Annotated in this window: 26 protein-coding genes and 1 riboswitch; of the genes, 11 read left to right on the top strand and 15 right to left on the bottom strand. The window is 50.9% G+C overall.

Annotation, left to right across the window (positions count from 1 at the left end; genetic code table 11):
- The first annotated feature begins 165 nt into the window (after positions 1-165).
- The 3 genes from EDI29_RS07325 to EDI29_RS07315 are packed head-to-tail and all read left to right on the top strand — an operon-like array spanning position 166 to position 1,927.
- The gene (locus EDI29_RS07325) at positions 166-939 is read left to right on the top strand and encodes an alpha/beta fold hydrolase (protein ID WP_137740364.1); all 774 of its coding nucleotides are present in this window, start codon (positions 166-168) and stop codon (positions 937-939) included.
- A 35-nt stretch (positions 940-974) separates the two neighbouring features.
- Positions 975-1,601, top strand: coding sequence for an FMN-dependent NADH-azoreductase (locus EDI29_RS07320; RefSeq protein ID WP_137740363.1), 627 nt, complete (start codon positions 975-977; stop codon positions 1,599-1,601).
- A 17-nt stretch (positions 1,602-1,618) separates the two neighbouring features.
- The gene (locus tag EDI29_RS07315; protein ID WP_137740362.1) at positions 1,619-1,927 is read left to right on the top strand and encodes a YciI family protein; all 309 of its coding nucleotides are present in this window, start codon (positions 1,619-1,621) and stop codon (positions 1,925-1,927) included.
- Positions 1,928-2,036: 109 nt separating this feature from the next.
- Here EDI29_RS07315 and EDI29_RS07310 read toward each other — a convergent pair whose 3' ends face one another.
- The 3 genes from EDI29_RS07310 to EDI29_RS07300 all read right to left on the bottom strand — a co-directional run bounded on the left by EDI29_RS07310 (position 2,037) and on the right by EDI29_RS07300 (position 4,263).
- A complete protein-coding gene (locus EDI29_RS07310; RefSeq protein ID WP_137740361.1) occupies positions 2,037-3,167 on the bottom strand; it encodes a linear amide C-N hydrolase in 1,131 nt (376 codons plus the stop codon).
- Positions 3,168-3,341: 174 nt separating this feature from the next.
- A complete protein-coding gene (locus tag EDI29_RS07305; protein WP_241664899.1) occupies positions 3,342-3,833 on the bottom strand; it encodes a GNAT family N-acetyltransferase in 492 nt (163 codons plus the stop codon).
- A 31-nt stretch (positions 3,834-3,864) separates the two neighbouring features.
- Entirely contained in the window at positions 3,865-4,263 is a 399-nt protein-coding gene (locus tag EDI29_RS07300) for an ester cyclase (RefSeq protein ID WP_137740360.1), read from the bottom strand.
- A gap of 257 nt (positions 4,264-4,520) precedes the next feature.
- Between EDI29_RS07300 and EDI29_RS07295 the strand changes: the two genes are divergently transcribed.
- Complete coding sequence (locus EDI29_RS07295) at positions 4,521-5,294, top strand: DUF3750 domain-containing protein (RefSeq protein ID WP_137740359.1); 774 nt, start codon at positions 4,521-4,523, stop codon at positions 5,292-5,294.
- 16 nt (positions 5,295-5,310) lie between these two features.
- On the opposite strand, the gene EDI29_RS07290 is transcribed toward EDI29_RS07295, so the two are convergent.
- Entirely contained in the window at positions 5,311-6,282 is a 972-nt protein-coding gene (locus EDI29_RS07290; protein ID WP_241664898.1) for a LysR family transcriptional regulator, read from the bottom strand.
- A gap of 160 nt (positions 6,283-6,442) precedes the next feature.
- Here EDI29_RS07290 and EDI29_RS07285 point away from each other — a divergent pair, with 160 nt between their 5' ends.
- Together EDI29_RS07285 and EDI29_RS07280 are read left to right on the top strand one after the other, a co-directional pair.
- Positions 6,443-7,210 carry a sulfite exporter TauE/SafE family protein gene (locus tag EDI29_RS07285; RefSeq protein ID WP_167494488.1) on the top strand — a complete coding sequence of 256 codons (768 nt, stop codon included), beginning with the start codon at positions 6,443-6,445 and terminating at the stop codon, positions 7,208-7,210.
- Positions 7,211-7,428: 218 nt separating this feature from the next.
- Positions 7,429-8,247 (top strand): hypothetical protein, encoded by an 819-nt coding sequence (locus EDI29_RS07280; protein ID WP_137740358.1) that lies wholly within the window; start codon positions 7,429-7,431, stop codon positions 8,245-8,247.
- A 59-nt stretch (positions 8,248-8,306) separates the two neighbouring features.
- Here the strand turns inward: EDI29_RS07280 and adhP are convergent, their stop codons facing one another.
- The 3 genes from adhP to ahr form a co-directional block, all read right to left on the bottom strand.
- The gene (gene adhP, locus EDI29_RS07275) at positions 8,307-9,317 is read right to left on the bottom strand and encodes an alcohol dehydrogenase AdhP (RefSeq protein ID WP_137740357.1); all 1,011 of its coding nucleotides are present in this window, start codon (positions 9,315-9,317) and stop codon (positions 8,307-8,309) included.
- A 233-nt stretch (positions 9,318-9,550) separates the two neighbouring features.
- The gene (locus EDI29_RS07270; protein ID WP_137740356.1) at positions 9,551-10,459 is read right to left on the bottom strand and encodes a GGDEF domain-containing protein; all 909 of its coding nucleotides are present in this window, start codon (positions 10,457-10,459) and stop codon (positions 9,551-9,553) included.
- Positions 10,460-10,612: 153 nt separating this feature from the next.
- Positions 10,613-11,632 carry an NADPH-dependent aldehyde reductase Ahr gene (ahr, locus tag EDI29_RS07265; protein WP_137740355.1) on the bottom strand — a complete coding sequence of 340 codons (1,020 nt, stop codon included), beginning with the start codon at positions 11,630-11,632 and terminating at the stop codon, positions 10,613-10,615.
- 289 nt (positions 11,633-11,921) lie between these two features.
- Here ahr and EDI29_RS23115 point away from each other — a divergent pair, with 289 nt between their 5' ends.
- From EDI29_RS23115 to psiE, 5 genes are all read left to right on the top strand, one after another.
- Positions 11,922-12,044 (top strand): hypothetical protein, encoded by a 123-nt coding sequence (locus tag EDI29_RS23115; RefSeq protein ID WP_277751448.1) that lies wholly within the window; start codon positions 11,922-11,924, stop codon positions 12,042-12,044.
- A gap of 55 nt (positions 12,045-12,099) precedes the next feature.
- On the top strand, positions 12,100-12,378 hold the full coding sequence (locus EDI29_RS07260; protein ID WP_137740354.1) for a hypothetical protein: 279 nt from the start codon (positions 12,100-12,102) through the stop codon (positions 12,376-12,378).
- 201 nt (positions 12,379-12,579) lie between these two features.
- A riboswitch (TPP riboswitch) is annotated at positions 12,580-12,676 on the top strand.
- 36 nt (positions 12,677-12,712) lie between these two features.
- Positions 12,713-13,507 carry a hydroxyethylthiazole kinase gene (gene thiM / locus EDI29_RS07255; RefSeq protein ID WP_137740353.1) on the top strand — a complete coding sequence of 265 codons (795 nt, stop codon included), beginning with the start codon at positions 12,713-12,715 and terminating at the stop codon, positions 13,505-13,507.
- A complete protein-coding gene (thiD, locus tag EDI29_RS07250; protein WP_137740352.1) occupies positions 13,504-14,307 on the top strand; it encodes a bifunctional hydroxymethylpyrimidine kinase/phosphomethylpyrimidine kinase in 804 nt (267 codons plus the stop codon). Before thiM ends, thiD begins: the two co-directional genes overlap by 4 nt.
- Positions 14,308-14,485: 178 nt before the next feature.
- The gene (gene psiE / locus EDI29_RS07245; RefSeq protein WP_010305490.1) at positions 14,486-14,893 is read left to right on the top strand and encodes a phosphate-starvation-inducible protein PsiE; all 408 of its coding nucleotides are present in this window, start codon (positions 14,486-14,488) and stop codon (positions 14,891-14,893) included.
- A gap of 28 nt (positions 14,894-14,921) precedes the next feature.
- Here psiE and yegS read toward each other — a convergent pair whose 3' ends face one another.
- From yegS to mdtD, 8 genes are all read right to left on the bottom strand, one after another.
- The gene (gene yegS, locus EDI29_RS07240; RefSeq protein ID WP_137740351.1) at positions 14,922-15,821 is read right to left on the bottom strand and encodes a lipid kinase YegS; all 900 of its coding nucleotides are present in this window, start codon (positions 15,819-15,821) and stop codon (positions 14,922-14,924) included.
- A gap of 492 nt (positions 15,822-16,313) precedes the next feature.
- Complete coding sequence (gene trhP, locus EDI29_RS07235) at positions 16,314-17,675, bottom strand: prephenate-dependent tRNA uridine(34) hydroxylase TrhP (protein WP_137740350.1); 1,362 nt, start codon at positions 17,673-17,675, stop codon at positions 16,314-16,316.
- 194 nt (positions 17,676-17,869) lie between these two features.
- On the bottom strand, positions 17,870-18,829 hold the full coding sequence (locus tag EDI29_RS07230) for a glutathione S-transferase family protein (protein WP_137740349.1): 960 nt from the start codon (positions 18,827-18,829) through the stop codon (positions 17,870-17,872).
- Between the two features lie 249 nt (positions 18,830-19,078).
- Complete coding sequence (locus EDI29_RS07225) at positions 19,079-19,630, bottom strand: GNAT family N-acetyltransferase (RefSeq protein ID WP_137740348.1); 552 nt, start codon at positions 19,628-19,630, stop codon at positions 19,079-19,081.
- A 54-nt stretch (positions 19,631-19,684) separates the two neighbouring features.
- The gene (locus tag EDI29_RS07220; RefSeq protein WP_395303343.1) at positions 19,685-20,329 is read right to left on the bottom strand and encodes a Vat family streptogramin A O-acetyltransferase; all 645 of its coding nucleotides are present in this window, start codon (positions 20,327-20,329) and stop codon (positions 19,685-19,687) included.
- A 30-nt stretch (positions 20,330-20,359) separates the two neighbouring features.
- Positions 20,360-21,088: an envelope stress response regulator BaeR gene (gene baeR / locus EDI29_RS07215; protein WP_137740346.1), complete on the bottom strand. Its 729-nt coding sequence runs from the start codon at positions 21,086-21,088 to the stop codon at positions 20,360-20,362.
- A 36-nt stretch (positions 21,089-21,124) separates the two neighbouring features.
- Entirely contained in the window at positions 21,125-22,492 is a 1,368-nt protein-coding gene (baeS, locus tag EDI29_RS07210; RefSeq protein ID WP_137740345.1) for an envelope stress sensor histidine kinase BaeS, read from the bottom strand.
- A 7-nt stretch (positions 22,493-22,499) separates the two neighbouring features.
- Positions 22,500-23,900: an MFS transporter gene (gene mdtD / locus EDI29_RS07205; RefSeq protein ID WP_137740344.1), complete on the bottom strand. Its 1,401-nt coding sequence runs from the start codon at positions 23,898-23,900 to the stop codon at positions 22,500-22,502.
- Between the last annotated feature and the right edge of the window lie 270 nt (positions 23,901-24,170).

Below are 24,170 nucleotides of genomic sequence, written 5' to 3'. Positions count from 1 at the left end.
TGGACTTTCCTGTTAGATAGAATTTGGCGAATTTTGCATGAACTATGTCAAGTTTGCCATCTTACCGCAAGCGTCAACCACGATTAACATTCAACCATTCGCTACCCCCTGATGAAACCCGATGGGGAAAATCGAAAGCCGTATCACTTTTCCAGAGGAAAGCGTATGACGCATTACCGTATTACATGGCTCGGTCATGTGGCTATTGCATTATCGCTGGTGCTGTCAGCCAGTGTTCACAATGTTGCGGAGGCGGCAAAAATTAACAATATCGTCTTAGTCCACGGCGCCTTTGCCGATGGCTCCAGCTGGTCTGCTGTTACGGCCCGACTACAGGGGATGGGATACCACGTGACCGCAGTGCAAAACCCGCTCACTTCTTTAGCGGATGACGTTGAAGCGACAGATCGCGTGCTGCAAAGACAACAGGGCGATGTGCTGTTGGTTGGGCATTCGTGGGGGGGCGCTGTCGTGACGCAGGCTGGCAATGATCCCAAGGTTCGCGGCATCGTCTATTTATCCGCTCTTGTACCAGACAGCGGAGAATCCGTCTCTGATTTATTGCAGCGCCTGAAAGCGCCGATGGACGGCATGGAACCGGATGTTAATGGCCTGATTTGGCTGGATAACCCTGAGCAGTATCGTGCGGTTATGGCGGGCGATGTGCCGCGAGAAAAGGCGCAGGAGTTGGCTGCGGTGCAGCAGCCGATTGCGGCAAAAGCGTTTGGCGATCGCGTTCAGAAAGCAGCGTGGAAAGCTAAACCGAGCTGGTATTTGCTGACGGAGAATGACAAGGCATTAAATCCATCTATTCAGAAAGAAATCGCGGGCCATATCGGTGCAAAGACTCGTTCTATTGCGTCCAGCCATATGTCTCTGGTGTCACACCCGGAAGCTGTTGCGGATTTTATTGATAGCGCGGCTAAAGCAGTTAACTAAGTGAGCTTTGAAACTCAAATGTAGGAGAGGTCATTGTGAACATTTTACATATAGACTCCAGTATTCTTGAGAGCGGTTCCGTTTCCCGACAGATTTCTGCTGACGTGGTGAATGAGTTAGTCAAGCAACATCCCGATGCCGCCGTCTCTTACCGCGATGTGGTTAACGATGAAATACGCCACTTAACGGGGCCGATAGCCGCAGGATTTCGCCAAATAGCGTCCTCTTCAGCGGATGAAACCACGCTGCGGGAACACCAATTGTCTGATGCGTTGGTCGCGGAATTTCTGGCGCATGACATTATTGTTATTGGTGCGCCGATGTATAACTTTTCCGTCTCCAGCCAGTTGAAATCATGGCTGGATCGGCTTGCGCAGGCCGGAAAAACCTTTAAATACACGGAAAAAGGTCCGGTAGGGCTGTCTGGGGGAAGAACGGTTATTGTGGTTTCTTCTCGCGGTGGTTTTTATACTGCTCCGCCTTTTTTAGATATGGATTTTCAGGAGCGTTATCTCCAGGGTTTTTTCCGGTTTCTTGGTATTAGCGATATTCATTTTGTCCGTGTGGAAGGGGCTTCAAAAGGGGATGAAATCAAGAATCGTGAAATTCACAATGCGAAATCCTCTGTTCGTTCCATTATTACATCTATCCCCGTTCAATAATTATTGAGGTAGCAATCATGCTCTATGCGATTACGCTTTCTTACACCAGCCCGAAAGATGAACTTGAAAAGAGTATTGATGCACACAAAAAATGGCTGGCTGATAATATTAAAAAGGGAAATGTTATTTTTGCCGGCCCACTGGAAGAGGGCTCGGGCGGGTTTATTTTAGCCTACGGCTTAGCGCTTTATGAGATGGAAAATATTCTTGCCGATGATCCGTTTATCAATCTGGGATTAGTCAAAACAGAAATAAAGGCAATTGAGCCAGGGATCTGTTCGAGCCATTTCTACGCCGAATGGGCAGGGAATGCGAAGTCGTTATAAATAGTTTGTCGATATCCTTGCTTATTATTATTGAGCGAAAGCGCCATGTGAACATGGCGCTTTAACATCATCATGCAATAAACAGAATGTCGGGAAATAACGTCCCGATTTACAGTCCTGCAAATTTAAAGGGTGTCGCTGGCTTAAAGTGTTCTGAGGCCTGACCTGAATAGATTTTGCTTTGGTCTGGTCCCAAATCCAGTTTGGCTGCGTTACCTCCACGCGGAGCAAAATCGATCTTCTTCAAATCGACCCAAAAGATATTAGGCGAAACGGCAGATTCAAAGAAATATTGCAGCGATTTATGGTCAATAACGCTACGCCAGCGCGTTGAGGCAATATTCGGCATGTTCGGTAAGGAATAACCATAAGGAACCGACACATTACGTATGATACTGAATGCGGTAGCTAAGTCCGCTTTATTTTTTTCTATTTTTCCTTTTTCTGCTATGCCAGGAATGAGTTTATTGGGGGCAACACTTTTCACATAGAATGAGGCTCGAACGAAACGGTCGGCTGCGCGGTTCGTTCCCGGCAGCATCACATTACCACCAATCTGATCCCAATAGGCATTAAGCGCCAACTGTTGATCGAACGTGGGAGAATTGGTCATTACCTGATAGCTTTTATTATGGTGAATAACCTGTTTGCCGTCGATATATTCAATAATTGCACTGTCGCCAGACGAATCAGATAACGAAAGGTGCAGCGTTGCCAGTCGATCCTGTCCTGGTACGTCTTTGGTAACCAGTACAAATTTTTCCTGTTGTAGCGATTTCACGGCTTCATCGACGGTAGCAAAATTATCCAGCACGTACTGCGCCCACGCGGCGACGCTCAATCCCGGTTTTTTGGCTGTCGGCTTGGTTTTAGGGTATGTAGACTCAGCCAGCCACAGCACGTTAGCCGCCAACCCTTTTTCATTCACCCCATCGGTTGTGGAAGCCATTCTTTCGTCGCCATCAAAAGCAGAAGCAATAACACTGCCGTATTTTGATGTCCACTCCAGAGAATACTGGCCGGCTGCGCCAGAGCGATTTAATTCTCGTGGGAAAATCCAGAGATTGGTGTGGGTATCCTCGGCCCAGTCCATTGAACGGGCAGTAATAGGGTAATCAGGGTTTTGTGGGTCCAGATAAACGAAGCGCGTACAGGCGAGTGAAACCGCGGAGCCCAGCGTTAATGCGGCTAATGATAATGCACATACCGTAGACTTAATGCGCTTATTATTTTTTATCATTTAATTTCTCCACTTTCTACCAGAGGTGTGTTGTTAATTGAATTTTCAGATTTATTATAGTCAGTGGTTTTTTAATGGTGATAAATAATTAAAATAAACTGAAAAATGTTTGTTGATTATTTAATAATTGCATTTCGTAAATATATTATTCCCATGGTGATTTTTTACACACTCTCATGCCGTTTTGTGCAATGGCTTTTTTAGATGCTTGATAAAGAAGTAATGTGATTCTCCTGGTAAGGGGGAGTTTTCGACTTTTTCAATGATTTTATATCCTTTCTTCTCATAAAAAGCGGGAGCGTTGAAGCTCATTGACTCCAAATAGACGAAGATACAGCCTTCTTCTAAGGCCATTTTTTCTGCCGCAGCCAGTAGCTGTCCTCCTATACCTTTTCCGTGGTAACGATCGTCTACGACAACCATTTCTATTTGGAGATAATTGAAAAAGATGGACCCAACGATCCGGCCAACAACGTTATCGTCTTCTTTATAAATAAAGCTGACCTTCTTTTCTTTGAAGCAGAATCTATCCCCTAATTTATTTTCCGTATACGCATCCAGCGCCTTACCAGCCTCTTTTTCATTTTTCCTGTAATCTTCTGGGCAAATCATTTTTACATCCACGGTTTTTGTTGCATGACGGGTCCCGAGTAAACGTGATTTCACTCGGGCAATCGGGGAGTTTGAGTACAGCTAATCAGGCGGTTTCTTTTGTTTTTAATCCATCGAAGTTTTCAAAGTGCCAGGTTTCGCTGATGCGTTCTCCTTCAATACGGTGCATATCCATACCCGAAAAACGTACCTGTCGACCAGATGCTTTCCAGCAATCGAAATCACCGATATGTCGACCACTCATGGCAATTCGGCAAACGATGAGATCGTTCTCGGAAACGACCGCTTCGATATCAATATGGAAGCCTTCAAAAGCCGCATGCGTTTGCGCCACCGCGCGTTTGAATCCCGCGGGTGTGTTTGGTTGACCGGGGTCAGCGGGGTGATTGATCCAATTAGTCGCAAGTAGGCGGTCGAAAGCAGCGCTGTCATTGGTATTGAAGGCCTGATAGAACGCGACCGCCAGAGACGAGTTATCGCTCATATTGTTGTTCCTTGGTATTTTTTAGCGTGGTGTATTCCGCGAATAGAATGTGACATGCGGACCAGATAAAAGGAAGAATTTTACCTGCCTGTATCTGCACAGCGTAAAAATAGGTCAAGGTTTCACCCAATGCTTTAATCTGACTGCCAACTGGCAGTAAACTGGTCGTTATGATTTTTTGACCGATTTTCACTGTGGGTGTTCGCCCGCAGGTGTATCGATTCTGTTCCACTCCTTTTCTGTGAGCTATCTGGCCTATGACGTACCTCAAATTCTTGGGGATTGGGTTTATTTGTGTGCTGCTGCTGTCTTTTTGGCAAAGTTGGGCGCATTCAACGCGTAACGGCGAAACGTTTAGTGGGCAAAGTTGGTGGTCTGCTAAACGCGATTCTTCCGGGTTAGCGCCGAATCCGGTGCAATCCCGCCAAACTGCCGTCGTACAGGTTTATGCTGCGCCGACTTATGGCTGGCGCGGGCTGGTGGCGGTGCATCCGTGGATCATTTTCAAGAAAGCAGGGGAAACCCAATATCGCCGTTACGAGATTTTGAGTTGGGGGAGCGATAACGTCATCCATCTGAACCGTTCGGCGGCCGATGCATATTGGTACGGTGCGAAACCGACACTGTTAGTGGATCATCGAGGTAACAAGGCGGAAGCGATGATCCCGCAGATTGAAGCCGCCATCAAAAGCTATCCGTGGCCGAATACCTATCATGCGTGGCCTGGGCCAAATAGCAATACGTTTCTGGCACACATTGGCCGTGAGGTGCCTGCGCTCAAGCTGGATATGCCGGCCAATGCGATTGGTAAAGATTACCGTCCAATAACACGTCCCGTTGGCCGATCGCCGTCGGGGAGTGGCGTGCAGATTTCACTGCTGGGTGTCATGGGTATCACCATGGGCGTTGAAGAGGGGATCGAAGCCAATATTCTGGGTCTGAATATGGGCGTGGATATCAACCCGCCCGCGCTGCGTTTACCCTTTATTGGCCGTCTCGGCTATGACAAAACGGGTAGCGAAGAAGGCTGAGAGCCACATTTTACCCTTACGCTCCGTATTGCCGCAGATGAGCGAGTAAGTTAGCTACTTCGGGTTGCAGGATCGCGCCGGATTTTACGCCAAGCCAAAGCTGGCGCGATGCCCATTCATCGGTGAGTGTGATGGCGCGTAACCCGGTGCCGAGCACTTCAGGGCGAATCGCGCCCTCTGGCAGGACGCTGATCCCCAGCCCTGCTTCTATCATGCGGCAAATACCATCAAAGCTGCTGACCTGAACCCGCAGGCGCAGTACTCTTCCCAATGCATCCGAGGCGTCTTTCAGCTGTTTGAGCAAAGAGCTGCCGTTATTGAGACCAACGTAGTCGTAGCCCAATGTGTCGTTAAAGCTCACCTCTGGGCGTGAGGAAAGCGGGTGCAGAGGCGGAACGAGTACGACAAGCTTATCTTGGCGGTAAGGGATCTTTTCGACGCCTTGCGACCCCACATTGTCGGCGAAGATGCCAATATCAGCATCCCCCATCGCCAGCGCCGTTACCACCGTTTTACTGAGCTTTTCCTCCAGGTTAATACGAATGAGTGGTCGCGTCAGAAGAAATGACGCCAGATCCTGCGGAAGAAACTGAATAATCGCCGAAGTATTCGCCCACATGTGTACGTGGCCGCGAACGCCAGCAGCGTAATCGTTCATCTCACTCGCCATGCGTTCCACGTTGCTTAATACATTGCCTGCGAGAGTAACCAATTCTTTACCGGCCGGGGTGAGTGTCAGGCCGCGCGGCATACGGATAAACAGCGCACAGTCCACGGTACGCTCCAATTCGGCGATACGTTTACTCAAGGCCGAAAGCGTGATGTGAAATTTTTCTGCGGCTTTGGTCAGGCTACCCGTTTGGGCAACCTGCAAAAAGATACGAAGTGACTGGAAGTCAAAATGCGCCGGATTAATCATGGTTGATCGAGAGTCCTCAGCAGGGCGGGAAAACCGCACAATAGCTGGCAGTTTGATTCCGCGCAGCATGTCGTCACATGTCTTATGTCACGCTGTACGTTAACACAGTTGGAGGTTTTCCTAACAGGAAAGGGTCATTGACGATTCAGTGATTATCAAAACGCGGCTCTGCACCTAGGATGGTGTTGTTCTCTCTCTATTTTTACCTTATGGGTTATCTGGTTAGGTTATGTTTAGCTTAATGATGTTCAGCGATATTTTGTTGTGTTTGCTTTTGGGGATCGGGCTGGGATTTTGCGGAGGAATGCTGGGGATCGGCGGGGGGCTTATCGCGATTCCGATTCTTGGTGTGCTCTTTGGGATGGATCAGCATATGGCACAGGGAACCGCGCTGGTGATGATAACACCTAACGTACTGATTGGTTTTCTGCGCTATCGACAGCGTAACCGCATTGATACGCGGCTGGCGTTGACGATGTGTCTATTCGCCACGGGGTCTGCCTACCTTGCCGCTCACATTGCCTCATCGATTGATGTTCACAATCTTCAGCGCGCCTTTGCCACTTTTCTGCTGGTGCTGGCGGCGTACTATATGTGGCAGTGGTATAACAAAAAGCGCAGCCAAACGTCGGAGATTGTACTGTCGACCAAGTATCTGCCGCTACTTGGTGTCGCGAGCGGATTTATGTCCGGTATTTTTACCGTCGGCGGCGGTTTGGTGGTGGTGCCTGTGCTGGTTACGCTGTTTGCCTTTGCACAAACGCAGGCGCAGGGGATGGCGCTGATTCTTGTTGTGCCGGGCGCACTGGCGGCGCTGCTGTCCTATTCGCAGGCGGGTAATGTTGACTGGGGTATCGGTTTACCACTCGCGCTGGGGGGAATTGTCAGCGTGTCCTGGGGGGTAGCGGTTGCTCACAAGCTGCCAGTCGCTTATCTACGCGGCGCGTTTTGCCTGATGCTGGTCGGCGTAGGAATCGCTATGCTGGTGCTGAAATAACGAGAGATTTCTCATACATATGGCTTTTAATTCATACTTATTCCTTTAAATAGATAGACATTAAGCCTAAAGTTTTCAGCGCTTTCTCCGTTGATAGGTAGGAAGTCATGCGGTCAGACGGAGTGATTTCTCAAATAATCCCTGACCGTTGCTGGTGCGGCCCGAGTGAAGCTGGGTCGGCATCCTCTCTGAAGCCCAATCTGAATAAGGCGTGATGTATGAGTCTCGTGAGCTATCTCGGAAAGCAAACTCTCGGTGTACTGGCGGGTTATAAGCAGGATGGCATGGTCATCCATATTTGCGGCGTTTATCCCAATGCGGATAACAGCCTGCGCGTTTTTTTCCCGCACGGACATGAGTTTGTCGTTGGCGATCTGACAACCATTCACCTTGATAACCGCTCTGGGGTCGATGAGTTTGATGCCAATATTCAGGTCTATCGCGCCTCTTACAAAGGACGCGTAATAGCAAGCGAAGGTGATTGGGTGGTACTGGAACCAAGGGAATGTCAGCTCCTGCATGGTTTCACGCCTGTGCTGGACATCCGCGAGCCGGGCTATCAGTTTCCACAAGACGATCGCCCGTCCATGCCCGTGCCATTGACGCCAATGGTCGATTTTCCGCCGACGGAAAAGCAGGATTTTTCCAATAAGGTCGGCGTCTTAATCACCATGGCTGCCGAACAGCCGCATACTACAGTGTTGGCGTTCCTCTCATCCGTGGATAACGACATCTTCCTGATTACGTTCCCCGAGACCTTTAAATCCCAGTTGCTCAAACGTAATCCGCACTGCTTTTTTGCGATGGATGAGCGCAGCCATTATACCTTTGAGCGAGCCATCGAGTGGAACTACACCATTATCGAAGGGGAAGCATTTATTATCGCGCGCGATAATCCGCTCTATGAAAAAGTACGCCATGAATTCGTCACCAAGAACCCGTGGGAAATTGCCTTTTTCACACGCCCTGACGTCGAGGTTTACCATATTAAAAGCAAGCAGCTTGTTTGCCCCGGTAATACCCAAGCGCTTGGCTAAAATATAAAAAATGGGATAGCGCAGTGCTATCCCGTTTATACCTGTTGGCTAACTATCGTTTACAGTGACAGATCGATCACCATACGGCCGGTGATTTTCCCGCCTTTCATTTCAGCGAAAATGGCATTGATATCTTTTAGCGGACGGCGAGTGACTTTCGGTTTCACTTTTCCTTCGGCCGCAAATTGGAACGCTTCTTTCAGATCTTCACGCGTGCCGACCAGCGAACCCAATACTTGAATACCATCCAACACCAGACGCGGAATGTTCAGATCCATGGATTCCGGCGGTAGGCCGACGGCAACAATGCGTCCGCCCGCGCGAACAGAATCCACGGCAGAGTTAAACGCTGCGCGTGCAACAGCGGTGACCACGGTCGCATGTGCGCCGCCCACTTTTTCCTGAATGATCTTGGCGGCATCTTCTTTGGCTGGATTGATGATCAGGTCTGCACCGACCTCTTTGGCAAAGGCCAACTGTGCGTCATTCACATCAATCGCGATGACTTTGGCATTAAAGACATTCTTGGCGTATTGCAGCGCCAAATTTCCCAACCCGCCCAGACCATAAATGGCAATCCACTGTCCTGGTTTGATTTGCGAGATTTTCACTGCTTTGTAGGTTGTCACGCCAGCGCAGGTAATGCTGCTGGCTGCGGCAGAATCCAAACCATCCGGCACTTTTACCGCGTAATCAGCAACGACGATGCATTCTTCCGCCATCCCACCATCAACGGAATAACCTGCATTTTTCACCGTGCGACAGAGCGTTTCGTTACCGCTATTACAGTATTCGCAGTGACCACAGCCCTGATAGAACCAGGCTACGCTAGCGCGATCGCCGGGTTTCAGTGATGTCACGCCTGGGCCGACTTCTTTAACAATACCGATACCTTCATGACCGAGCGTGATGCCAGTCACATCGCCAAAATCACCGTCTTTGACGTGCAGATCGGTGTGGCACACGCCACAGCATTCCATTTTTAGCAGAGCCTCTCCGTGTTGGAGGGGACGTAGTTTTTTGTCCTGAATCTCAACGGAATGATCCTTCGTAACGATAGCTGCTTTCATTCGTCTTCCTTTTACTGAATGTGTTGTGGGGGTAATGTATTTTGTTCTACCTATAAAAGAGTATACGTAGGTCAGCGAGTTAACTAATCAGGAAGCGTTTAATTTTGTTACAAAATGATGGGCTATTTAATCGATGGTTTTCTATAGCGGGAATGTTGTTTACAGTAGTTTTTATGATGAGTTAGGGAGAGGCGCGTCCGTGCGGCCGTGTTATCGGATGAGGCTGCGTTGGATTACGGCTCCAGGGCCCATTCCACTTTGCCTTTGCCGGTATTTTTGGCTTGATAAAGTGCAACATCCACGCGTTTCATAAAGTGTTCTGTGGGTTCCTGCGGTTGTTTTTTACCTGCCCCAATGCTGACAGAAAGATAATGCCTATTTTTAATAATGATTTTGTTGGCGTTTTTTAATACTTCTCTCGCCAACTTCTCTGCCCGATCCTGTGTTCCGGCATAAAGAATAATCGCGAATTCTTCGCCACCAATTCGGGTTGCGACGACTTCACTGTTATCGAAACGGGAAAGAATATGGCCGAATTTACTTAATATTTCATCGCCTTTCGTATGCCCATATTTGTCATTGATGACTTTGAAGTTATCGATGTCGATGATAAATAAATAGGGTGTTTTCGCTTCGAGTTTTTTTAATTCGTTAATAAAAAACCGGCGATTGGGGAGCTGCGTAAGTTCATCGCTGAATGACTGTATTCTGGCTTCGACATACTTATTATTGATTTGTTGTATCAGGGTATAGACACCGAATCCGACGCCAAACATACCAATAATTCTCAGCATATCCTCAACATAGTACCCCACTAGCTTGGGTTGATAGATAAACTCATCCATGAAGTCAAATGTGGCTGAGCATATCCAGATATGTAGTCCGAGCCGGATGGATAAGGCTGACGTATGATTCAGTGAGATTTTACTGGTGCATGACAAGATAAAAAAAAGAAAAACCAGCGCGACCGAATCGGTATAAGACCCCGGATTATTGTGCAACTGCTCCTGAAAATCGCGGTGCTTGAAGAACAGGAGATTAAATATAATGATTAACGCAGACAATAAAAGGGAGAACCTTACTGACGAGGAAGCCTTCTTATTTCTATCAATGAAGTCGTGGTCATACTCTTTAAAAGGCATTGCGGATCTCCTCTTGCATCACCTTCCAATCCTATCATGAAACCTATTGAATACATTCAGTCGCGTGGTGCCGGGCGGTGTGGTTCAGAGAATGACGGTAATCTGACAAATGTGTAAAAAGCAGACGCCCGATCGCTCAGGCGTCTTTACCGATTAAAAATCGGCTTTTAGCACGACGCGATAGCGGGCTTTTCCGTCACGCACGTGCTGGATGGCATCGTTGATTTTCGACATTGGGAACAGTTCCGTCTGCGGTTTCACGCTGGCACGCGTGGCGAGTTTCATTAAAGAACGCAGCTCATGCGGAGAACCCGTAGAAGAACCAGAAACGCTGCGATCGCCAGCGATAAGTGTAAAAGCCGGAACGCTAAATGGCTTCATCACCGCGCCGACGGTATGGAATTTCCCGTTATAGGCGAGCGCGTTGAAGTAGGGTTGCCATTCCAGATCGACGCTTACGGTGTTGATAATGAGATCGAACTGGCCTGCCAGCGCGGTCAGCGCCTGCGGATCGCGGCTGTTGACGACCTTATCGGCACCCATCGCCAATACTTCCTGCTCTTTGGACGAATTAGAGCTGAACGCCGTGACTTCGCAACCCATCGCGTGCAGGAGCTTAATCGCGATATGTCCCAGGCCGCCGATACCGATCACGCCGACGCGGCTGGTTGCCGTGACATGGTGCATTAACAGCGGTTTGAACACGGTGATGCCGCCACACAGTAGCGGACCTGCCGATTCGATATCAATGGAATCAGGAAGCGGGATAGCCCACTGCCAGTTCGCACGAATCTTATCGGCAAAACCGCCTTTATTCAGAATCGTTGGCACGCTGCCTTGCTGACAGTTGGTTTGGCTACCGCTGATACAGGCATCGCAATGCCCACAACTGCGTGCCGTCCAGCCAATGCCGACGCGCTGCCCAATCTTTAATCCTTTGTTCTTCGCCGCGTCACCCAACGCGTGTACACGGCCAATCACTTCATGCCCGGCAACCAGCGGATAGCTCGACATGCCCCATTCGTTATCGATCATCGACAGGTCGGAATGGCACACGCCGCAGTAATCAACCACGACTTCGACGTCTTCCGCATGCAGTTCACCCGCATCAAACTCATACAACTCCAGCGCTGCGCCTGCTTCCGGTGCGGCATAACTCTTGATTATCGTCATCACAATCTCCTCAGTACGGGTTTGATTAACCAGTCTAAAGGGTTATGGCGTTTTTCTCTATGTCACAACGTGCCTGGGGTTTTTCATTTTTTGTCGTGTGGGGAAATTCTAGAAGAGTGTCCGGTTTTTTACATATGCATACACAGCTAAAAACTATATATAGACATTATTGTTGTAAAAATATCAATATGTGCACTGTATGTATTGACAGTCTGTTTGGGGTAGGGCATTCTTGAGAGGCTAAAAACTAAGCATTCACCCATCAATACTTCTGAATTGGAGGCCAGCTATGGCTAAAATCGGTCGTGATGCGAAAACAGGTCAGTTTATCCCGGTAAGTGAAGCAAAAAAACATCCTAATACAACGGTGGTTGAAACCATCAAGACACCAGCTAAGAAAGGGAAGAAGTGATATCTAAAAAGCGCCATTTAGGCGCTTTTTCTGTTTATACCTCTGGAGAAATATAATGGCTAATAACTTATTTATTACTTACGATTTGATCAAAACGAAAGATTACCCTGCCATACATGATGCTATTAAAGCATTAGGAAATTGGGCAAAAGTTACAGAGTCAAATTGGTATGTAAACTCGATTTATTCTGCCGAAGATGCGGCTAGGAAAGTGAAAGCTGTGATGGATAATGACGATAAGTTGATTGTTGTAGATGCGTCTCATAATAAATTTTATGCTTATAATATTGATTCTAAAGTATTGAAGTTCATACAAGATAAGTGGTTTAAATGATCATTCTAAACAGAGATGTAGAAACCTGAAGCTGGGGAGACCCAGCTTTTTCTGTTCCTACCATATGGTAAAAGCAGTTTTCGGTTGAAATATAAACTGTAACATATGGCCCGATGAAAGCAGATTTTGCCATTTACAATACTTCCCGCTGGCATTACCCTTATTTAAGATTAATAAAACATTAATCGCAACATTTTGATTTTTAATGACTCGGGGTGCCCTTCTTTGTGAAGGCTGAGAAATACCCGTACCACCTGATCTGGATAATGCCAGCGTAGGGAAGTCACGGTATGCCCACCGGTTGCCGCCTTCTTCCACGCCGGTTGGGAGACCTATGAACACTCGACCCACCGACTTTTCTGCCGCTCAGGCAGCAACATCGCTCACCCAATTTCGTTCTGCTTCACCGCTGGTGCACTGTTTGACCAACGACGTGGTGCAATCTTTTACCGCTAATGTGCTGCTAGCGCTGAATGCGTCGCCTGCAATGGTGGTCGATCCTGAAGAAGCTGCGCAGTTTAGCGCGGTGGCCGATGCGCTGTTGATTAATGTCGGAACGCTGGAACGCACGCGCGCTGAGGCGATGCGGGCGGCGGTAAGCCGCGCACATCAAGCGGGGAAACCGTGGGTGCTCGATCCGGTTGCCGTAGGCGGGTTGACCTTTCGTACCGAATTTTGCCGGGAATTACTGGCATGGAAACCGGCGGCGATCCGCGGCAATGCGTCTGAAATCATGGCGTTGGCGGGCTTAGCCGCACAGGGGCGGGGCGTGGATAGCGCTGATGATTCGCGGGCAGCGCTCCCTGCCGCACGCGAGCTGGCGCGGCAAGTGGGGACGATTGTTGCGGTGACTGGCGTGGTGGATTATGTCACGGACGGTGAGCGCAATATGGCGATAACCGGCGGCGATAGCATGATGACGCGGGTGGTTGGAACGGGCTGTGCGCTGTCGGCGGTGGTGGCGGGTTTTTGTTCTCTGGAGGGGGACCGCTTATCCCACGTGGCGGCGGCGTGTTATGTCATGGCGTTAGCGGGGCAGCAGGCAGCTTCGACGTCGCAAGGAACGGGAAGCTTTATCCCCAGCTTTCTCGATCGGCTTTATACCCTGCGCGTGGAGGATCTGGCATGAAACGTATCAATGCGTTGACGATTGCGGGTACCGATCCGAGCGGTGGGGCGGGAATTCAGGCGGATTTAAAAGCGTTTTCTGCGCTGGGTGCTTACGGCACGTCGGTCATTACCGCGCTAGTGGCGCAAAATACGCGCGGTGTGCAGTCCGTCTACCGGATTGAACCAGATTTTGTCGCGGCACAGCTGGATTCCGTGTTGAGCGATGTGCGTATCGATAGCGCCAAGATTGGGATGCTGGCGCAGGCCGATATTGTCGAAACGGTTGCCGAGCGTTTGCGTCATTACGCGGTGCCTTTCGTGGTGCTGGACACCGTGATGCTGGCGAAAAGTGGCGATCCGCTACTGGCTCCTGAGGCGGTGGAGTCGATCCGTCGTGAGCTGCTGCCGCTGGTTTCCCTGATTACGCCGAACCTGCCGGAGGCCGCAGCGCTGCTGAATACGTCATCGGCCACCAACGAGCGGGAAATGCGTGAGCAGGGGGAAGCGCTGCTGGCGATGGGCTGTCAGGCGGTGCTGATGAAAGGCGGTCACCTCAGCGAAGCGGAAAGCCCGGACTGGCTGTTCAGCAGACAGGCCGATCCGCTGCGCTTTAGCGCACCGCGTGTGAATACACGTCATACGCACGGCACTGGCTGCACGCTGTCTGCCGCGTTAGCGGCGCTGCGGCCACGTCACGATAGATGGGGTGAGACGGTCAAAGTAGCGAAGGATTATTTACAGAAGGCGTTGCAGCAGGCCGACACGCTGGAGGTTGGGCAAGGAATCGGCCCTGTTCATCATTTCCACCGCTGGTGGTAAAACGCACATGCAGCCTGAAGTCTGACGGGTATAAGTAAATTGACTTGTACTTTGCGTGACATATTTGCCAGTAATTTCAAACTAAATTAAGCGTATTTTGGCGTGACAGTGCGGGGGCATCCGGTTACTTTGCTGTGAAATCTTAGCGTTAATGTGAAATAGGATGTGGGGATAACATATGGCAGGTTCTGCTCGTAGTGCGATGGCTGCCAAGGCGCTTCAGACGATACTTAATATCGGCCTGCTGGTGCTGGCAACTATTCTGGTGATTTTTTTAGTCAAGGAAACGTTTCATTTGGCGAAGGTGCTGTTGATCTCCAACGAGAAAGATTCCTCCTATCAGCTGATAGAAGGAATTGTTATCTATTTCCTTTATTTTGAGTTCATTGCGCTGATCGTGAAGTATTTTCAGTCCGGCTATCACTTCCCGCTGCGCTATTTTATCTACATCGGCATTACGGCCATCATTCGCCTGATTATTGTCGATCACAAAAGCCCGTCGGATACGCTGATTTATTCCGCGGCGATTCTGCTGCTGGTGGTGACGCTGTATCTGGCAAACAGTAATCGCCTGAAGCGGGAATAATCGAAACAGGAATAGTCGAAACGCGCCGCTATTCCAGCAGTGAACACTGAGGCGGTAGCCGACAGTGAATCGCTGCGGGAAGCACCTCAATGCGGAAGCGTTTGGCGGTGAGCGGTTCGCCGTCCAGATTAAACGTCATATCGTCTGGCGCAGTAATCTCCAGCCAGGGTAGGGTAGCGGAAATCATGTTCTGGTTTTCGCTGCCGGTAAACCAGGCTTGCAACATATTCGGCAGCAGCTCTGTTGCCGACAGCACGCTCAGCTCCAGCAGCCCATCGTTGATTAGCGCTTCCGGGCAAAGCTGCTGCCCGCCACCAGCCTGACGACCATTTCCCACTGCGATAACCAGCGTATCGCCTTCCCAGTGAAAATCCTGCCCGCGAATCTCACAGCGTTCGGCTTGCAGCATGTCCATGCGAAAGAGCGCGTGCAGCACGTAAGAAGCACTCCCCAGCGCGGCCTTCATCTTGGCTGGCGTTTCCGTGGTAATACGCGTGGCGAATCCGCCTGTCGCCATGTTGATGAAGTAATGACTGTCGTTCACCTTGGCGATATCAATGGCGGTGGCGCGGCCTTTGATCGCCAACGTCAATGCGTTGTGCATTTCCATCGGAATCTGACAGCTGGTGGCGAAATCATTAGCCGTGCCTAACGGTACAATCCCGAGACATGGACGCACTGCTTCCGGCTGTACCGCCAATGCCGCCGCGACTTCATTGACGGTGCCATCGCCTCCGGCAGCGATCACATTATCTGCGTTGAGCTGGATCGCCTCTTCCACGTAGCGCTTCGCATCACCGTATTCCCAGGTGACGCGGACATGCAGCGTATAGCCGTCTTTGCGTAGCTCATCAATGGCTTCGCGGAGTTCTTCATTGCCCGCGCTTTTTCCATTCAAAATCAGCAGTGTCACCGGATTTTTTTCCATGGCCTCATTCTCCTCAGCAGGATAGTGAAATTAATAATAGACACTAAATCGGTAGGTAGAAATCAGAAGAGTCGGTGAATATACCCGTCATACTTCAAGTTGCATGTGCGTTGGCTGCGCTTAAATACTCGGCCCGTCGTGGGCCTCATTATTTAGGGTATACATGCGGTGGGAAAATGCGTGAGCGAGAGAAAAAGAAAAGCCAGCTCAAGGGAGATTGAGCTGGCCAAGGAGGTGGTTCCTAGTAGTATCACTACGCTTATTTTTCGTTCTATGTTTTCTCAGCGACGCAATACTAACCACAAGACCGGCGAATTGATGTGATCTGTTTCTAATATTCGTTAAAAACCCTGAGCTTTGTAACGATACCTCAGGCTATTAGCGTACTTATTTGTGGCAGAGCAGGAGTGATGATGGGGGGACATACCGTGAGGACGCAATGCCTTGTGAAGGCATCGCCGGACGATCAGGACATCCGGCGATATGACTGATTTATTCCGCGTTAGGATTACGCGTGGTGGTACCCGGCAAATTACGTAGCAATAGTGCGTAGTCCAGCGAGACATCATCCGGCACCGGCAGATAAACGATATGGCCGTTACCCGGCGCAACCTCGGTCGGTTGGCCTTTGGTATTCTGCATAGATTCGATGGTGAATTGAATGTTGCCGTTTGGCGTCATCATTTCCACACTGTCGCCGCAGGAAAATTTGTTCTTCACTTCGACTTCCGCCAGCCCATCGCGGCGCACGCCGGTGAATTCACCGACAAACTGCTGACGATCGGAAACGGAATAGCCGTAGTCGTAGTTCTGGTAATCTTCATGCACGTGGCGGCGCAGGAAGCCTTCGGTGTAGCCACGGTGCGCTAAGCCTTCCAGCGTTTCCAGCAATGTTGGGTCGAACGGCTTGCCTGCGACGGCATCGTCGATGGCGCGGCGATACACCTGTGCGGTACGGGCGCAATAGTAGAATGACTTGGTGCGGCCTTCGATTTTCAGCGAATGAACCTGCATCTGCGTCAGGCGTTCAACGTGCTGGATCGCCCGCAGATCGCGGGAGTTCATGATGTAGGTGCCGTGCTCGTCTTCAAAGGCGCTCATGTACTCGCCGGGGCGCATATTTTCCTCCAGCATAAAGACTTTGTCGGTCGGTTCGCCGATGCCCAGCGCAGGCTCAACGTTTTTCACCGCGATAGGCTCGTGCTGATGAACGATATTCCCGATGTCATCCTCTTTGCCTTCCTGAACCTTATATTCCCAGCGGCAGGCGTTGGTGCAGGTGCCCTGATTCGGGTCGCGTTTATTGATGTAGCCGGACAGCAGGCAGCGGCCAGAGTAGGCCATGCACAGCGCACCGTGAACGAAGATCTCCAGTTCCATATCCGGCACGTTTTGGCGAATTTCTGCAATCTCTTCCAGCGACAGCTCGCGGGACAGAATCACGCGCGTCAGCCCCATCTGCTGCCAGAATTTCACCGTCGCCCAGTTGACCGCGTTGGCCTGAACGGAAAGGTGAATGTCGATCTGTGGGAAATTTTCGCGCACCAGCATAATCAAGCCCGGATCGGACATGATCAGCGCATCTGGCCCCATTTCAATCACGGGTTGCAGGTCACGCAGGAAGGTTTTCAGCTTGGCGTTGTGCGGTGCGATGTTAACGACCACGTAGAATTTCTTGCCCAGTTCATGCGCTTCGTTAATGGCTTGCGCCAGCGTCTGATGGTTGAATTCGTTATTGCGCACGCGCAGGCTGTAGCGAGGTTGACCGGCATAAATCGCGTCCGCGCCATAGGCAAAGGCGTAGCGCATATTTTTCAGCGTACCGGCCGGAGAAAGCAGTTCCGGTTTAAACATGGTATCTCTCGATTCTGATCACAAGTCAGGCTGCTCCGCGGTGGGAACAGTAAAGGCGGAGGATTCTAGCGCTAATAGGGGGAAATTGCAGTAGACGACACACGAAAAGTGGGCCTATTGTTTGACGTAAATCAATCGTTTTACCTAAATAAAGAATGGCCTGCCATAAACAGAGCAGGCCAGATCTCGCCGTATTAACGCGTGGCGATACGGGATGTGCTGAGGGTTTCGCGGTTGTGTGGCTGGTATAAATCAACCAGTGGGCCAACCGGCACAATCTGTGTCGGGTTCAGCCAGGCAATACCGTAATAGCCCGCTTTAATGTGATCGATATTGACCGTCTCTGCGATGCCCGGCCACTGATACAGTTCGCGCAGGTAATTTGATAAGTGCGGATAGTCGGCAATGCGTTTCAGATTACATTTGAACGCGCCGTGGTAGGCCACGTCAAAACGTATCAGCGTCACAAACAGACGCCAGTCGGCTTCGGTCAGCGTATCGCCCAACATGTAACGATGGCTGCCTAAATGATCGTCCAGCTCGTCCAGCGTGGCGAAGAGCGTGGCGACCGCATCGTTATAGTGTTCCTGCGTTTTGGCGAACCCGGTCTTATACACGCCGTTATTGACGTTGTGGTACACGGTTTCGTTCCAGCGGTCGATCTCACCGTGCAGTTCAGACGGGTAGAAATCGAGGTGGTTGCCTGTCAGATCGTTAAATTCGCTGTTCAGCATACGGATGATATCCGCCGATTCGTTGTTCACGATACGGCCTTCTACCCGATCCCACAGCACGGGCACCGATACCTTTCCGGTATAGTTCGGTACACTGGCGGTGTACAGCTGGTGCAGATAGTGAATCTCACCCGCGTGCTCGCCAGCATCCTGCGGCGTGGCAAATTCCCAGCCGTTATCGGCGATACGTGGGTTGGCAATCGAGAGCGAAATGATGTTCTCCAGCCCTTTCAGCTTACGGAAAATCAGCGTGCGCGATGCCCACGGGCAGAGATAAGAAACAAAAAGCTGGTAACGCCCAGCCTCTGGCACCAGCTCGGTTTGCCGAAATTTGGTCTCTTCGCGGTGGAACGCGCCATTTTTGATCTCTTCTGCCGCGACATCGCCGTTAACCCATTTGCCATCAACTAAACCTGACATACATTTTCCCCTGTCTATTGTTTTTAAGCCCCATTCTTTTGAAGAACAATTACCTGGAAGAACCGTTGTTTTCAAAATCAATGGCGTTAAAAAATCAATGGTGTTGCAGGTGACCTGTGCCCGCATATGATGCGGATGGATACCTGTCATTATTGTAGGCTTGAAATGGTAACAGCCGTGGGAAAAGAAAAAATGACAAAATTTTCATTAAGTCGGACAGTATTTTTGACTGGCATACGAAAGAGGCGATTAACGTTCAGCCGCCAGCAAGCCGTAGAGCGCAGAATCAGACACGTCGCCGTCTACGATCCAACGCTGCCTTAATAACCCTTCCTGCGTGAATCCCAGCCGTTCCAGCGATTTGGCTGAAGCCACATTACGGGGATCGATTTCGGCTTCCAGCCGACTCAGACCCGCTGTTTCAAAGGCAAAATCCCGTAGGGCAGAGAGTGCTTCCGCCATATAGCCTTTCCCTTGTGCAGCTGCGGCCAGACAGTAGCCGATCTCTGCACGTTTAGAGTCAATCTCAAGATTGAACAGCACGCAGGTGCCGATCAGTTCACCGCTCGCTTTGACTTCCAGACCCAGCTTCATGTACTGCCCAGCGCACAGCGCGCTCCAGTATTCGTCAATCGCGTCATGCGCCTGCTCGATGTGCTGCCAGGGCGGGTGATTCCAGAAACGCATCACGACCGGATCGGACATAAAAACGAACAGTACAGGTGCATCATCACGATAGAGCGGGCGTAGCAGTAGGCGAGGTGTTTCGATTTTGATGGTTTCGGAAAATAGCGCAGTCATTATCGTGAAAGCCTCTTCTTCGTGGGAAAGGGATTGGTGCGCAATGAAAGACGGTTATTCTGACTGATGGCTGGCTTGCAGGGCGTCAATATCACCCGCAGCGATGATATCCAGATGGCGTGTGATTTTTTCTATCGGCCAGTCCCACCAGCTCAGCGTTTCTAGTGCATTGATGACATCCGGCGCAAAACGGGCTTTAAGGATTTTTGCCGGATTGCCGCCGACGACCGTATACGCGGGTACATCAGCTGTGACCACCGCGCGTGAGGCAATAATGGCTCCATTTCCGATATGAACACCGGGCATGATCAGCGCGTCATAGCCAATCCAGACATCATTGCCGATCACGGTGTCGCCTTTGTAAGGTAAATCTTCTGGCTTAGGCGTTACTTTTTCCCAACCGTTGCCAAAAATCTGAAACGGGTAGGTAGACAAGCCGGAAAGCCGATGATTAGCCCCGTTCATGATAAATTTTGCGCCACGCGCGATAGCGCAAAACTTACCGATGATTAATTTATCGCCGAGAAACGGATAGTGGTAGAGCACATTTTGCTCGAAATTTTCCTCACCATCGGGATCGTCATAATAGGTGTAGTCGCCAATTTCAATATTCGGGTTGGTGACAACATTGTTGATGAAACACACTTGGGGGAAACCGGCCATCGGGTAGCGGTTATCAGGATCGGGTCCGTTCAACATGGTCTCCATAACATCATAAGGCGGTGGGCGTTACACCTCATTACAGGGCGCGGCTTCCCAGCGATAGCCGATGCCGTACACCGTGCGGATAAATGAGGTTTCTTCATCCAGCTGTTCTAGTTTACGGCGCAGGTTTTTGATGTGGCTATCGATGGTGCGATCGGTCACGACACGATAATCGTCGTAAAGCTTATCCAGCAGCGCCTCGCGTGAAAACACTTTGCCCGGTTCAGTGGAGAGGGTCTTGAGCAGGCGAAATTCCGCAGGTGTCAGGTCAAGGTTCTGCCCCAGATAGCTGGCCTGAAAGCCGCTTTTATCAATCAACAGCGCTGTTTCGTTTTTCTCTGCGGCTTTCAGACCGTCGTTCTGCCAGCCGCAGCGGCGCAGTAGCGTTCTGACGCGCACGACGACTTCACGCGGGCTGAAAGGCTTACAAATATAGTCATCGGCACCAATTTCCAGCCCCAGCAGGCGGTCGATCTCTTCACTGCGGGCGGTGACCATGATAATCGGCACGTTGGAAAACTGGCGGATGGTGCGACACAGGGTCAGGCCGTCACAGCCCGGCAGCATTAAATCCAGCAGAATGAGTGAAGGAGAATGCTGTCGCACCCACTCAACGACATCATTACCATTTGGCAGCCAGTGCGTGGCATAGTCTGCGGCCTGAAGGTAATCCACCAGCAGTTGCCCCAACTTGGGCTCATCTTCGACGATCAAAATCGGTGACGTCATAGCGAAATCGGGTGCGGTTGTCATAGATCTGTTTATCTTCAGTTTCGCTTAGCGTGGCGTTTAATCAGGAACGTGCGATGGAAGCTCAATGGTAATCATCACTCCCCCTAATGGTGAATGTTCAGCATACAGCCGTCCGCTATGTGCCTCAACGATATTATTGCAGATCGCCAGCCCCAGACCTGCTCCACCGCTGGCACGGTTGCGCGAGCTTTCCGCCCGATAGAAACGCTCGAAAATCAGTGTGAGCTGCTCATCGGTTACGCCTGGAGCGCTGTCCTGCCAGATAATCGCCCAGCGTTTATGTCGCTGAACCAGTGAAATGGTCAGTTGACCCTGTTCATCGGTATAGCGCAGGCTATTTTCCAGCAAATTATTAAATAACTGGCTTAACCGATCCGGGTCACCAAAAACGCCAGCCTGATCGGGTAAATCGGTGGTGAGCGCGATCTGCTTTTTTTGGAAACGTGCATGAAATGCAGCAATAGCAATATGCAGGGTTTGCACTACGTCTACAGACGTTTTGCGGTAGGCCAACGCCCCGCGATCGGACAAGGTGAGCTGGTGCAGATCGTCTACCAGTTTGGTGAGCGTTGCGACTTCCGACTGAAGCGAATGCAGAGAGTGTGCGTCGGGCTTGCGCACACCATCCTGCAAGGCTTCCAGTTCGCCACGCAGCACTGCCAGCGGCGTGCGCAGCTCGTGGGAGACATCGGCCATAAACGCGCGGCGAGACTGTTCATTTTTTTCCAGCGTGTTGGCAAGCTGATTGAAATCCTGTGCCAGCCTGCCCAGCTCATCATGCGAGCTTGCCGTCACGCGGGTGCTGAAATCCCCCGACGCTAAACTGTGCATGCCGTTGACCAGTCGCTTAACGGGGGCGAGAAGGCCACGTGCAGTCAGCCAGGCGGCGATGATAGCCAGCAACATCGACAGCGCCACAATCAGCCAACTGGTGCGCTGTTGCTGTTGATCGAAACTGATGTCGGCGTTGCGGGTCAGGCGTTCAACGGGTGAGGCGACAATCCAGCCGACGGTCTGGTTCTGTACCTGAATGGGCTGCCGGGTACCTTCATTGGGTATTGGTGCCGGCGATCCGAACAGTTTGCGTTTACTGTTATCCAGCACCCAAAGACGCACTCGCCATCCCTGCATGCTGTTGTCGGTGTCGCTGTTCTGATCCACCGCATGCAGCATCTTGAACACCAGACGCTCATTATTGCGCAGGAATGACCAATCGCCGTGCAACTGGTATTGCTCTGCCAGCGCATCGCGTAGCTGCATAACCCGCTGTTCATTGCCGCGCTTAATGTAGTCGATAAAGCCGCGTTCAAAGCTGACGCGCACACCCCAGTGCATGGTTACCAGCACCAGCATACAGGTGGCGAAAATCGCGAGAAACAGTTTGGCGGTGATTCCGAATTTCATAACGACCTCACGATTTACGCGGTAGCGTTGACTGTTTTACGGTGTCAGGTGGGACACGATTAAAAATCAACGCTGGCAGAGCGATGATGACGACCATGCTAAGATAGGTGTAGAGAAATACCGTGTGGGTTGCCCCACTTTCTGCTGCGATGTGCGGTTGAGAAAACATGCCTAAGAGAATACCCGCGATGCTCACCCCCAGGCTGGTGGATAGCTGCATGGTCATCGACAGCAGGCTATTTCCGCCGCTGGCGAGGGAATCAGGCAGATCTTTCAGCGTCAGCGTGTTCATGGTGGAGAAGCGAATAGCATTCACCGTACCGAGGAAGAACAGCACAATCGGGATCATCCAAATCCATTGCATCAGTGCGACCAGCGCAAACAGCGCCGTGATCAGTGCCAGCAGCAGCGTGGAGACTATCAGCACGCGGCGGTAGTCGAATCGGTTGACGATTTGTACCACGATCCGCTTCATTCCCATGCTACCTAGCACCATTGGCACCATCATCAGCCCGGCATGAAACGGGGAAAACCCCATTCCTAATTGTAAAAATAGCGGTGTCATAAACGGTAACATGCCGCTGCCGATGCGTGCCAGAAGTCCGCCTGTCAGGCCAATAGAAAAAGTATGGGTGTCGAACAGACGCAGATTGAACAGCGCCCGTTCGTTGTGACGAGCGTGCAGCCAGTAGCTCAATAGCGCGATGAGTCCGATGGCAATCAACGCGAAAATGGCAATCGGCGGAATGCCGAGACTGCGGTTACCGTCCAGCGCCAGCGTCAGCGTCGCCATACCGACGGCAAGCCAGAAGAAACCGCTGACATCGAAACGCTGAGTTTGCATGGTGTAATTGGGCATCAGAAACCAGGTTGCCAGCGCGCCGATCATGCCAACCGGCAGGTTGATAAGGAAAATCCAGTGCCAGCTGGCGTATTCCACCAGAAAACCGCCGAGCGCGGGCCCCAGTAATGGGCCGATCTGGCCGGGCAGCGTCACGAAGGTCATTGCCGCCATATACTGATCGCGCGGGACGATCTTCATCACCGTCAGACGTCCTACCGGCACCATCATCGCACCGCCAATGCCTTGAATCACGCGGGAGAGCAGCAGCTCATCCAACGTTTCTGAACGGGCGCACAGCAGCGACCCCAGCGTAAACAGTAGAATCGCGGCAAAAAAGATGTTTTTCACGCCGATACGATCCGCCAGCCAGCCGCTGGCGGGCAACATCACCGCGACGGTCAGCACATAGGAAACAATCACCGAATGCATATGCAGCGGGCTTTCATTCAGGCTCGCGGCCATTGAAGGCAATGCGGTATTCACGATGGTGGTATCCAGCGTCTGCATAAAAAAGCCAAAGGCAACAATCCAAAGCTGCCAGCGGACAGAGGCGGAATTCATCATGTTTAAGATTCCCCCTGATTAAGTGATAGATGGATAGCTGGTGAATACATATGCCGACACCTGATTGTGTAACTTGTTCTTTTGGCGAGGTTTCGTGCGCTTAACATTTGTTTTTCTCTGCATGCTTTCCGTATGCGCACGACACAGGGGCGCTCAGTCGCCGCCGCCCTGTGAACCCAGGCTGTTTGGCGGGAAATGATGCCGCTTCGCGGTTCCTTCGTCGTCAATGCTCTCCTGTTCGGACCGCCGCTGACGCGTTCCCGACGCGGC

It is taken from the genome of Pectobacterium polonicum, assembly GCF_005497185.1.
Lineage (GTDB): Bacteria > Pseudomonadota > Gammaproteobacteria > Enterobacterales > Enterobacteriaceae > Pectobacterium > Pectobacterium polonicum.
This window is presented reverse-complemented; position numbering and strand designations above follow the sequence as displayed.